At 75.7% G+C, this 11,748-nt stretch carries 8 protein-coding genes; all 8 read right to left on the reverse strand.

The window, feature by feature from the left end; translation table 11 throughout:
- Positions 1-61: 61 nt before the first annotated feature.
- Positions 62-1,432: a UDP-N-acetylmuramate--L-alanine ligase gene (murC, locus tag PKE99_RS36715; RefSeq protein ID WP_156067250.1), complete on the reverse strand. Its 1,371-nt coding sequence runs from the start codon at positions 1,430-1,432 to the stop codon at positions 62-64.
- Positions 1,433-1,535: 103 nt separating this feature from the next.
- Positions 1,536-2,645, reverse strand: coding sequence for an undecaprenyldiphospho-muramoylpentapeptide beta-N-acetylglucosaminyltransferase (gene murG / locus PKE99_RS36720; RefSeq protein WP_037041310.1), 1,110 nt, complete (start codon positions 2,643-2,645; stop codon positions 1,536-1,538).
- Between the two features lie 81 nt (positions 2,646-2,726).
- On the reverse strand, positions 2,727-4,058 hold the full coding sequence (ftsW, locus tag PKE99_RS36725; RefSeq protein WP_051736851.1) for a putative lipid II flippase FtsW: 1,332 nt from the start codon (positions 4,056-4,058) through the stop codon (positions 2,727-2,729).
- The gene (gene murD / locus PKE99_RS36730) at positions 4,055-5,518 is read right to left on the reverse strand and encodes a UDP-N-acetylmuramoyl-L-alanine--D-glutamate ligase (RefSeq protein ID WP_037041309.1); all 1,464 of its coding nucleotides are present in this window, start codon (positions 5,516-5,518) and stop codon (positions 4,055-4,057) included. Before murD ends, ftsW begins: the two co-directional genes overlap by 4 nt.
- A 2-nt stretch (positions 5,519-5,520) precedes the next feature.
- Positions 5,521-6,591, reverse strand: coding sequence for a phospho-N-acetylmuramoyl-pentapeptide-transferase (gene mraY, locus PKE99_RS36735; RefSeq protein ID WP_037041768.1), 1,071 nt, complete (start codon positions 6,589-6,591; stop codon positions 5,521-5,523).
- Entirely contained in the window at positions 6,588-8,000 is a 1,413-nt protein-coding gene (locus tag PKE99_RS36740; RefSeq protein ID WP_037041307.1) for a UDP-N-acetylmuramoyl-tripeptide--D-alanyl-D-alanine ligase, read from the reverse strand. Before PKE99_RS36740 ends, mraY begins: the two co-directional genes overlap by 4 nt.
- 22 nt (positions 8,001-8,022) lie before the next feature.
- Positions 8,023-9,684 (reverse strand): UDP-N-acetylmuramoyl-L-alanyl-D-glutamate--2,6-diaminopimelate ligase, encoded by a 1,662-nt coding sequence (locus tag PKE99_RS36745; RefSeq protein ID WP_438865941.1) that lies wholly within the window; start codon positions 9,682-9,684, stop codon positions 8,023-8,025.
- A 248-nt stretch (positions 9,685-9,932) separates the two neighbouring features.
- A partial coding sequence (locus tag PKE99_RS36750) for a peptidoglycan D,D-transpeptidase FtsI family protein (protein ID WP_306470789.1) occupies positions 9,933-11,748 on the reverse strand: 1,816 nt, incomplete at its 5' end.

An 11,748-nucleotide genomic window follows, 5' to 3' on the forward strand; every position in this document is an offset into this window, starting at 1 on the left:
GCGGCCCGCTCGGCCGAGCGGTCCGACGACCGGCGCCCACGCCGGGTGGAGGAGGGCCGGGTCACGTCGCGGCCCGGTCCAGCTCGAGGAGGATCTCGGGGCCGAGCACGGTGACGTCGCCGGCGCCCATCGTGAGGACCAGGTCACCGGGGCGGGCCAGGCCGGCGAGCACGCTCGGCACGTCCCCCCACGCCGGGACGAAGTGCACCTGCTCGGCCGGCAGCGGCACGGCGTCGGCGACCAGGGCGCCGCTCACGCCCGGCTCGGGGTCCTCCCGGGCGCCGTAGACGTCGAGCACCACGACCTCGTCGGCGAGGGCGAGGGACCGCCCGAAGTCCTCGGCGAAGGTCCGCGTGCGGGAGTAGAGGTGCGGCTGGAACGCCACGATGACCCGGCCGCGCTGTCCGGGCCCGCCCACCGGGGGCTGCACCTCGCGGGCCGCGCGCAGGGTGGCGGCGACCTCGGTGGGGTGGTGGGCGTAGTCGTCGTAGACGGCCACTCCGCCGGCGCGGCCCTTGTACTCGAACCGGCGCCGGACGCCGTCGAACACGGCCAGCCCCTCGACCAGGCCGAGGACGGGCGCGCCCAGCGCGACCCCGCCCAGCAGCGCGCCGAGGGCGTTGAGCGCCATGTGCTCGCCGGGCACGGCCAGCCGCAGCTCCCGCTCCACGCCGGCGTGCCGGGCCCGCACCCGCGAGCCGGAGCCCTCCGGCGTGAAGTCGAGCAGGACGGCGTCCTCGGGGCCGGTGGCGGTGCGCCCGTACCGGCGGACGGGGACCCCGCCGGCCTCGGCGAGCACCGCCAGCCGCTCGGCACCCTCGTCGTCGGCACAGGTCACGAGCGTGCCACCGGGCGCGATCCGGCCGAGGAACTCCTCGAACACGGCCCGGTAGGCGGCCTCGTCGCCGTGGTGGTCGAGGTGGTCGGGCTCGACGTTGGTGACGACCGCGACGAGCGGCGCGTACGCCGTGAACGAACCGTCCGACTCGTCCGCCTCGACCACGAAGACGTCGCCCTCGCCGTGGTGCGCCCCGGCGCCGGTGACCGTGAGGTCCCCGCCGATGGCGAACGACGGGTCCACGCCGCAGTGCTGCAGCGCGACCGTGAGCATCGACGACGTGGAGGTCTTGCCGTGCGTGCCCGCGACGGCGGCGACCCGGTAGCCCTGGGTGAGCGCGGCGAGGGCCTGCGCCCGGTGCACCACGGTGAGGCCGCGTTCGCGCGCCCGCACGAGCTCGGGGTTGGACTCCCGGATCGCCGTCGACACGACCACGGTCGGCGGCCCGTCGAGCCGGTCGAGGTTCTCCGCGGCGTGCCCGACGGCGATCGACGCCCCCAGCGCCCGGAGCGCGAGGACGGTGCGCGAGTCCTTGGCGTCGGACCCCGACACCTCCACGCCGCGGGCCAGCAGGATCCGCGCGATCCCGCTCATCCCGGCCCCGCCGATGCCGATGAGGTGCACCCGGGGCCCCAGGACGGGGACGGAGCTGTGCACGGTCACGATGCCGCCTCCGCGGGAAGGAGCACGTCGGCGGTCATCTGCCCAGCACCCCGAACACCACCTGGGCCAGCCGCTCGTCGGCGTCGGCGTGGCCGGAGGCGCGGGCTGCGGCACCCATGGCGGCGAGCCGGCCCGGCTCGCGGAACCACGGGACCAGCTCGGCGAGCACGCGGTCGCCGGTCAGCTCGGCGTCGGGCACGAGGACGCCGCCCCCGGCCCGGACGACCGGCTCGGCGTTGAGGGCCTGCTCGCCGTTGCCGTGCGGCAGCGGCACGTACACCGCGGGCAGCCCGACGGCGGAGACCTCGGCGACCGTCATCGCGCCGGCCCGGCAGAGCACGGCGTCGGCCGCGGCGTAGGCGAGGTGCATGCCGTCGATGTAGGGCAGCGGGACGTACCCGGGCTGCGGCGGGGCGGCCTGCCCGGTCGGGCCGTGCGCGTGCAGCACCCCGATCCCCTCGTGCAGCAGCCCCGGCAGCGCCTGGGCCACCGCGCCGTTCAGCGACCGGGCGCCCTGCGAGCCGCCGAAGACCAGCAGCACCGGGCCGTTCGGGGGCAGCCCGAACCGCCGGCGGGCCTCGGCGCGCAGCCCGGCCCGGTCCAGCGTGGTGACGGCGTGCCGCAGCGGGATGCCGAGCACCTGCGCGTCGGGCAGGCCGCTGCCGGGCACCGCGGCGACGACGGCGGCCGCGAACCGCGCGCCCACCTTGTTGGCCAGCCCCGCGCGGGCGTTGGCCTCGTGCACGACGATCGGGACGCGCCCGCGGGCGCCGAGGTAGGCCGGCAGCGCGACGAACCCGCCGAAGCCCACCACGACGTCCGCCTCGACCTTGGTGAGCACCTCGCGCACCCGGGCGACGGCGCCGCGCACCTTGCCGGGCAGCCGGAGCAGGTCCGTGGTCGGCTTGCGCGGGAGCGGCACCGGAGGGATCAGCTCGAGGGGGTAGCCGCGCGCCGGGATCAGCCGCGTGTCGAGGCCCTTCTCCGTGCCCAGGGCCGTGACCGTCGCGTCGGGCCGCAGCCGCTTGACGGCGTCGGCGAGGGCGAGCGCCGGCTCGATGTGACCGGCGGTGCCGCCGCCGGCGACCACCACCGACGGGCCCGGGCCCATCCGCGGCAGGAACTGGGTGCCGTACTCGCTCATCGTCTCCGCTCGGGGGATCTGCTGTCGTCGGGTTGATCGAGGCCGGTGGTCAGGGCCGGTCCTCCGCTCGGCGCGCTCCGCTCAGCGGCGCACCGAGCGCTGGACCGGCGGCCGCGGCGCGGGTGCCCGGTAGGGCTCCGGCAGCGGGAGCCGCAGGAACGAGGCGATCCGGCCCTGGCCGTCCGACCGCAGCGCCGCCACGGCCTCGGGCTCGTGCCGGGCCGCGTTCGTCAGCATGCCGAACACGAACATGGTCACGACCAGGGAGGTCCCCCCGGAGGAGATGAGCGGCAGCTGGAGCCCGGTGACCGGCAGCAGCCCCACCACGTAGCCGATGTTGATCGCGGCCTGCACCACGAGCCAGGTCGTCGACGCCGCGGTCACCAGCCGCAGCCACGGGTCCGTGCTGCGCTTGGCGATGCGCAGGCCGGTGTAGGCCAGCGTGGCGAACAGCGCGAGGACGGCGAACGCGCCGACCAGCCCGAGCTCCTCGCCGATGATCGCGAAGATGAAGTCGTTGTGCGCGTTGGGCAGGTAGTCCCACTTGGCGCGGCCCTGGCCGAGCCCCACGCCGAACAGCCCGCCGTCGGCCAGCGAGTAGAGGGCCTGGGTGGCCTGGTAGGCGGGGCCGAGCGGGTCGGTGGTGTCCGAGGAGAGGAAGGCCGTGATGCGGCTGACCCGGTACCCCGCGGTGAGGCCGAGGATGATCGCGCCGGCGAGCCCGCCGACGGAGATCGCCGCGAGCAGCTTCATCGGGGCGCCGCCGAACCACAGCAGGGCGATCATGACGATGCCGAGCGAGATCGTCATGCCCAGGTCCGGCTCGAGGACGAGCAGGGTGAGCAGCAGCAGCGTGACCGGGACCAGCGGGTTGAGCGCGTGCTTCCAGCGGTGCATCACGTTGCGCCGGGCGACGAGCACGTGCGCGCCCCAGAGCGTGAGCGCGACCTTGACGCCCTCGGACGGCTGCAGCGAGAAGGAGCCGATCGCGAACCAGGCGCGGGAGCCGTTGCGCACCACGCCGACGCCGGGGATCAGCACCGCGACCAGCAGGACGACACCGGCGATCAGCAGCCAGGGCGCCAGGGCCCGCATCCGCTTCGGCGGGATCCGCAGCCCGAGGTAGAAGAGCACCAGCCCGGCCGCGCAGAAGCCGAGCTGGCGGACGAACACCGCGTACGACGAGCCGCCCGCGGAGTACGACTCCACCGACGACGCCGACAGCACCATCACCAGGCCGAAGATCGTCAGCAGCCCGAAGACCCCGAGGATCAGGTGCAGCGAGGTGAGCGGGCGGCGCAGCCAGGCCTGCAGCGCCTTGGCGCCGCGGCCGACGGCGGCGCGCGCAGGCGCAAGGCTGTCCGTGCGCGAGGGCCGCGACGGGCGGCGGGGGCTCCGGGTGGGCGCGCTCATGCGCCCGGCTCCCCGGCCCCGCCCTCCGCTGCGCCGGCCTCCGCCGATGCCCCGAGGGCCGCCACGGCGGCGGCGAACGCCTCGCCGCGCTCGGCGTAGTCCCGGAACTGGTCCATGGAGGCCGCCGCGGGTGCGAGGAGTACGACATCCCCCGGTCGGGCGAGTGCGGCGGCACGGCGGACGGCGGAGGACATGACCTCATCGTCGCCCTGGGTCACCTCGACGGCGGGGATCTGCGGCGCGTGTCGCGCGAGTGCGTCGACGATCTCCGCCCGATCGGTACCGATGATCACGGCCCCGGCCAGCCGGTCGGCGTGCCGCGCGACCAGCCCGTCGACGTGCGCGCCCTTGAGCAGCCCGCCCACGACCCAGACGATGCGCCCCGCGGGCTGGGCGGCCAGGGCGGCGTCGGCGGCGTGCGGGTTGGTGGCCTTGGAGTCGTCGACGTACCGGACGCCGGCCACCGTCCCGACGTGCGCGGAGCGGTGCGGGCCGGGCCGGAACCCGGCCAGCCCCTCCCGGACGGCCCCGGGCCCGACGCCGTGGGCGCGGGCCAGCGCCGCGGCGGCGAGGGCGTCCGTGAGGCCGGGCGGGCCCCCGGGGGTGACGTCGGAAACCTCCGCGAGCACCACGCCCTCGCCGGAGCTCGCGACTCGCGCTGCAGGAGCTCCCGACTCGCGCTGCAGGACGTCCCGACTCGCGGGGAAGGCGCGGTCGACCAGCTGCTCCCCCACGATCCCGAGCTGTCCCGGGCCGGGCTCGGCCAGGGTCACGCCGACCTTCGTCGGGGCCGGGGACTCGCGGAGCAGGCGGGCGGCGATCGTGTCGTCGGCCCCCGCGACGGCGACGGACCCGGTCAGGGCGCGCGCCTTGGCGGCGGCGTACGCGTCGAGCCCGCCGTGCCAGTCGAGGTGGTCCTCTGCGACGTTGAGCACCAGGCCGGCGGCCGGGACGACCGACGGCGACCAGTGCAGCTGGAAGCTGGAGAGCTCGACCGCCAGCACCGCGTGCCCCGCCGCGACCGCGCTCACCACCGGGTAACCGATGTTGCCGCAGGCCACGGCGTCGAGCCCGGCCGCACGCAGGATCGCGGCGAGCATGCCGGTGCAGGTGGTCTTGCCGTTGGTGCCGGTGACCACGAGCCAGACCGGCGGGACCTCCCGCTCCTGCCCCAGCCGCCAGGCCAGCTCCGGCTCGCCGACGACCTCGATCCCGCGGGCCGCCGCCTCGGCGACGAGCGGGTGGTCGGGCCGCCGGCCGGGGCCGGTGACGATCAGCTCGACGCCCTCGGGCAACCCGGTGACGGCCTCGGCGCCGGCCGGGAGGTCCTCCAGGGCGGCGGCCCGGTCGTCCGACACCAGGGTGCGGGCTTCGGCGGCGAGCAGCGCCTCGGCGGCGGCGATCCCGGAGATCCCGGCGCCCGCGACGAGCACGGTCCGGCCGGCGAACTGGCCCGGCATCTCTACAGTCCCGACGAGGCGGAGAGCCACTCGGAGTAGAAGATCCCCAGCCCGAGCGCCGCGCAGATCGCCGCGAGCAGCCAGAACCGGATGATCACCGTGGTCTCGGCCCAGCCGGCCAGCTCGAAGTGGTGGTGGAAGGGGGCCATCCGGAACAGCCGTCGCCGGGTGGTGCGGAAGACGATGATCTGCAGCGAGACCGACAGCGCCTCGACCACGAACACCCCGCCCATGACGACGAGCAGCAGCTCGGTCTTGGTGACCATGGACAGCCCGGCGAGCAGGCCGCCGAGGGCCAGCGATCCCGTGTCGCCCATGAAGATGCGGGCCGGGGCGGCGTTCCACCACAGGAAGCCGATGCAGCCGCCCATCGCGGCGGCGGCCACGATCGCGACGTCGAGCGGGTCGCGCACCTCGTAGCAGCCCGCGGCCGCGGTGACCGAGCAGCTGTTCCGGAACTGCCAGAACCCGATGATCGTGTACGTCGCCAGGACCATCGCGGCGGTGCCGGCGGCCAGGCCGTCGAGCCCGTCGGTGAGGTTCACGGCGTTGGACCAGGCCGCGACGATCAGGTTGCAGAGGATCACGAACCCGACGACGCCGAACCCGAGCACCGCGATGTCCCGGACGAAGGACAGGTACTCCGAGGCCGGGGTGAGGTTGCGGGCGTTGGCGAACCGCAGCGCCAGGATGCTGAAGATCGTCGCGGTGAGCACCTGGCCCACGATCTTCGACGTCTTGTTCAGGCCCAGGTTCCGGCGCCGGCGCAGCTTGAGGAAGTCGTCGACGAACCCGACGACGCCCAGCGCGGTCGTGAGGAACAGGACCAGCAGCGCCGACGCCGTCATCGGCTCGCCGGTGAGCAGGTGCGCGACCAGGTAGCCCGCCCAGATGGCGAGCAGGATCGCGACGCCGCCCATGGTGGGCGTGCCCCGCTTGGTCTGGTGGCTCTTCGGGCCGTCGGCGCGGATCTCCTGGCCGAAGCCCTGCCGCGCGAAGAAGCGGATCAGGTAGGGGGTGAGCAGGATGGACAGGGCCAGCGCGACCCCGGCCGCGACGAAGACGCCCCTCACTGTCGGATCAGCTCCTGTTCCAGCAGCGCGGCGGCGAGCCGGTCGAGGCCCGCCGAGCGCGAGGCCTTGACCAGGACGACGTCGCCGGCGCGGACCTGGTCGGCCAGCAGCGCGACCGCGGCGTCCCGGTCGGCCGCCTGTTCGGTCCCGTAGAGGTCCGTGCCCACGGCCACGAACCGGTCCACCCCCAGCTCCCGCACCACGTCCGCGACCTGCGCGTGCGCGGCCGGGGCGGTGTCGCCGAGCTCGGCCATCGGGCCCAGCACGGCCCAGGTCCGACGCGTGCCGCCGCCGATCGCGGCCAGGGCGCGCAGGGCGGCGGTCATCGACTCGGGGTTGGCGTTGTAGGCGTCGTTGACGACGGTCACCCCGTCCGCCCGGTCGGTGACCTCCATCCGCCAGCGGGAGGCGGCGCCGGCGGCGGAGAGCGCCGCGGCGATCCCCTCCGGCGTGCCGCCCAGCTCCAGCGCGACGGCGGCCGCGGCGAGGGCGTTGCCCACGTGGTGCTCGCCGACCAGCTGCAGCGCGACCGGCGCCTCGCCGGCCGGGGTGACCAGCCGGAAGGCGGCACGCCCGGCCTCGAGCCGGACGTCCGCGGCCTGCACGGCGCCGCCCGTCCCGTAACCGACGACGCGGGCCGCGGTCCGGGAGGCCATGGCCGTGACCCGCGGGTCGTCGAGGTTCAGCACCGCGACACCGCCCTCGTCCGCCGCGGGCAGGGCCTCGACCAGCTCGCCCTTGGCCTGCGCGATCGCCTCCGGCGACCCGAACTCGCCGACGTGCGCGCTGCCCACGTTGAGCACGACCCCGATCCGCGGCGGCGCGATCCGGCACAGCCGCGCGATGTGCCCCGGCCCGCGGGCCGAGAGCTCCAGCACGAGGTGCCGGGTCGCGGCGTCGGCACGCAGCGCGGTCCACGGGTGGCCCAGCTCGTTGTTGAACGACCCGGGCGGGGCGACGGTCTCGCCGAGCGGCCGCAGCACGGCCGCGATCAGGTCCTTGGTGGAGGTCTTGCCGGAGCTGCCGGTCACGCCGACGACCTGCAGGTCCGGCAGGTGCGTGACCGAGTGCCGGGCGAGCCTGCCCAGCGCGGTCAGCACGGCGGCCCCGGAGCCGTCCGGGTCGGCGTCGCCGAGGTCCGTGCCGGCGAACGAGTCCTCCGCCGGCGGGGCGATCACGGCCGGCGCGTCGACCTCGCGCCCGGCGAGCACCGCCGAGGCACCGGCCGCCACCGCCGCGGCCGCGAAGTCGTGGCCGTCGGCGCGCTCCCCGGGCAGGGCGAGGAACAGCCCGCCCGGCCCGACCTTCCGGGAGTCGAACTCCACGCCGGTGACGGGCTCGTCGCCCGTCGCCCGGTGGAGCCTGCCCCCGGTCACGGCGGCGACCTCGGCCAGCCGCATCTCGATCATCGTGCCTTCCTCGATCCCCGGATCATCGCCCGGCGGCGCGGATCGCCGCGGCGAGCTCGTCCACGTCGTCGAACGGGTGCTTGACCCCGTGGACCTCCTGGCCGGTCTCGTGTCCCTTACCCGCAACGACCACCACGTCGCCGGGTTTCGCCACCTCGACGGCGGCGGTGATCGCCGCGCGCCGGTCGCCGATCTCGAGGATGTCGCCGCGGGCCGGTTCGGCCTCGGCGCCTGCGCGCATGGCGGCCCGGATCTCCGCCGGGTCCTCGGTGCGCGGGTTGTCGTCCGTGACGATCAGCACGTCCGAGCGCGCGGCCGCGGCGGCCCCCATGAGCGGGCGCTTGCCGGTGTCGCGGTCGCCGCCGCAGCCGAGGACCGTGATCACGCGGCCGTCCGGCTGCTGGGCCCGCAGCGCGTCGAGCAGTGCGGCGACGGCGGCGGGCTTGTGGGCGTAGTCGACGACGGCCAGGAACCGCTGCCCCGCCTCGACCCGCTGCATCCGGCCCGGGACGGCGAGCTCGGCGAACCGCGGCGCGGCGACGGCGGCGGGCACCCCGGCGAGGTCGAGCACGGCCAGGGCCAGCACGGCGTTGGCGATGTTGAAGGCGCCCGGCAGCTGCAGCCGCAGCGGGATCTCCTGCCCGTCCGGCGCGACGACGACGGCCTGCTGGGCGCCGTCCGGGTCGGTCACGACGTCCCGGGCGGTCCAGTCGGCAGTCGGGCGGGCGGGCGAGGGCACGGTGGAGACGGTGACGGCGTCGGGCGCCATCCCGGCGAGCCGGCGGCCCCACTCGTCGTCGACGCAGACGACGCCCTTCGCCGCGCGCAGCTCGTCGTCGACGAACAGGCGCGCCTTGGCGGCGAAGTACTCCTCCATGTCGTGGTGAAAGTCCAGGTGGTCCTGCGAGAGGTTCGTGAAGGCGCCCACCGCGAAGCGGGTGCCGGCCACGCGCCCCAACGCCAGCGCGTGGCTGGAGACCTCCATGGCGACGTCCGTGACCCCGTGCTCGCGCATCACGCCGAACAGCGCCTGCAGGTCGGGCGCCTCGGGCGTGGTGAAGGCGCTGGGCAGGCGGTCCTCGCCGATCCGGGTCTGGACGGTGCCGAGCAGGCCCGTCGCGCGGCCCCCGGCCCGCAGCCCGGCCTCGAGGAAGTGCGCCACCGTGGTCTTGCCGCTGGTCCCGGTCACGCCGAGGACGGTGAGGTCCGCGGTCGGGTCCCCGTAGACGGCGGCGGACAGCGCGCCGAGGACGGTGCGGGGGTGCGGGTGCAGCAGCGCCCGCACGGACCCCCGCTCGACGGCCTCGCGCAGCTCCGGGCGGGTCAGCCCGGCCGGGTCGGTGAGGACGGCGGTCGCGCCGGCGGCGAGCGCCGCGCCCGCGAAGTCGGCGCCGTGGGCGCGGGCGCCCGGCAGCGCGGCGAACAGGTCGCCGGGGCGGACGTCGGAGTTGCGGTGGGTCACACCGGTGACGGCGGGCCCCTCCGTGCCGAGGGTCGGCTCCGCGAGCTTCGCCTCCGTGCCGAGGGTCGGCTCCGCGAGCTTCGCCTCCGTGCCGAGGGTCGGCTCCGCGAGCTTCGCCTCCGGCGGGTACGGCTCGGCACCGGTGAGCGCGGCGAGGCGGGCGAGGTCGACGGGGGCGACCCGCGCGGGGCGCGGAGGGAGACCCTGCTGCCCGGCCGTCACGCGCGCGTCCGTCGGGCGGTCCGTGGGAGCGGAGCTGGCGGGCGACACGTCGGGGAGGCTACCGAGGGCCGCCGGGCGCCCCTCCCCCGCACCACCCGCCCGGCGCGGGCCGCAGCGGGTGATCGCAGGGCGTCCGCGCACGCCGGACCGGCCCCCGGTCGGATGCCCGGGGGCCGGTCGCCCGGCGGTCGGATCACGGCCGAGGTCACATCCGGATCAGGGCTGGATGTTCGCTGCGCAGGCTCCGCTCAGGGCGCCACCAGGGTCTGCACCGGGGCCGGCTCGCCGACCGGGATGTTCTCCTTCTGTCCCAGGTAGGAGGCGATGTCGTGGAACAGCGGGGCGGCGGAGGTGCCGCCCTTCGGCGCGTCGAGCATGATCGCCACCACGAACCGCGGGTCCTGCGCCGGCATCATGCCCGCGAAGGTGATCCAGTACGTCGACGAGGCGTAGCACCCGCACTTCGGGTCGACCTGCTGGGCCGTGCCGGTCTTGCCCGCGACCTGGTAGCCCGGGACCTGCGCGGTGTACCCGGTGCCCTGCTGCCCCGGCGCCTTCTGCGTGACGGCGGTGAGCATCGTGCGCAGCTGGGCCGCCGTCTCCGGCGACACCACCCGCACGCCCTCCGGCTGCGGGGTCTCGGTCCGCGAGCCGTCCGGCGCGATGGTGGCGCCGACGATCCGCGGCGGGATCCGCACCCCGTCGTTGGCCACGGCCTGGTACATCCCGGCCATCTGCAGCACGGTCATCGACAGGCCCTGCCCGATGGGCAGGTTGCCGAAGGTCGAGCCGGACCACGCCGAGCGCGCCGGCACCGAGCCGCCGCTCTCGCCGGGCAGCCCGACGCCGGTGCGCTGGCCGATCCCGAAGCGCGCCAGCATGTCCGAGAACCGGTCCGGGCCCAGCTTCTCCGCCGTCATGATCGTGCCGACGTTGGAGGACTTCGCCAGCACGCCGGTCAGCGTGTAGTGGTCCAGCCCGTGGTCCCAGGCGTCGTGCACGGTGCGGTCGGCGACCTTGATGCTGCCCGGGACGTCGAGCACGTCGTCCGGCTTGGCGAGGCCGTACTCCAGCGCCCCGGCCATGGTGACGACCTTGTTGACCGACCCCGGCTCGAACGGGCTGGACACCGCGGCGTTGCCGAGCGTCGACGGGTCCGAGGTGGCGAGCTGGCGCGGGTCGAAGGTCGTCCCGTTGGCCATCGCCCGGACCTGCCCGGTCGCCGAGTCCAGCACGACCGCGGAGCCGCCCTTGGCGCCCGTCCTCGCCACGTAGTCCTGCAGCTTCTGCTGCACCACGTACTGCAGGTCCGAGTCGATCGTCAGCTCGACGTCCGAGCCGGGGACCGCCGCCTGCTGGGCGCGGGTGCTGCCGGGGATGACGGTGTCGCTGCCCTCCGCGGTGTCGACGACCTGGAAGCCGTCCGTACCGGCGAGGACGTCGTCGTCGGCGCTCTCCAGGCCGACGCGGCCGACCAGCTTCTGGTTGTCCGCACTCCACGTCGCGGCGCCGATGATGTTGGCCGCCAGGGTGCCGGACGGGTACTGGCGCGACTCGCGCTTCTCCTCGGCGATCTCCGGGAAGCGCTCCTCGAGGGCGCGCGCGACGTCCGGGTCCGCGCTGGTGGTGAGCACGACGTAACCGCGGTCGGCGTTCAGCTGCTCCTGGATCGCGTTGGCGTCGCCGCCCGTGGCCTGGGCGACGGCCTGCGCCATCTCGGTCTTGTACGCGCCCGCCTGCTCCTTCCTCACCGAGCTGATCAGCCGCGGGTTCGTGACGAGCGCGCGGGCCTCGGTGGAGAAGGCCAGCCGGGTGCCGTTGCGGTCGAGGATCGCGCCGCGCTCCGCCGCGATCGTGATCTTGGTGGTGCGCTGCTTCTCCGCGCTCGCGGTGAGGTCGCCGGCGCGCACGGTCTGGATCAGCAGCAGCTGCACGGCCGAGGCCAGCAGCAGCACGACCAGCACGAGCCGGCCGATCCGGAAGCGCCGGTCCGCCAGCCCCAGGCGCGAGGCGGGCCGGCGCGGCGGCCCCGGCGGGCGCCGCGGCCCGGACCGCGGGCGGGAG

Source organism: Pseudonocardia halophobica (assembly GCF_027922425.1).
Taxonomy (GTDB): domain Bacteria; phylum Actinomycetota; class Actinomycetes; order Mycobacteriales; family Pseudonocardiaceae; genus Pseudonocardia; species Pseudonocardia halophobica.

Coding starts and splice junctions, on each gene's coding strand:
- murG (WP_037041310.1), bottom strand. CDS start 2,645: ATGAGCGAGTACGGCACCCAGTTCCTGCCGCGGATGGGCCCGGGCCCG.
- PKE99_RS36740 (WP_037041307.1), bottom strand. CDS start 8,000: ATGATCGAGATGCGGCTGGCCGAGGTCGCCGCCGTGACCGGGGGCAGG.
- murC (WP_156067250.1), bottom strand. CDS start 1,432: ATGAGCGGGATCGCGCGGATCCTGCTGGCCCGCGGCGTGGAGGTGTCG.
- murD (WP_037041309.1), bottom strand. CDS start 5,518: ATGCCGGGCCAGTTCGCCGGCCGGACCGTGCTCGTCGCGGGCGCCGGG.
- ftsW (WP_051736851.1), bottom strand. CDS start 4,058: ATGAGCGCGCCCACCCGGAGCCCCCGCCGCCCGTCGCGGCCCTCGCGC.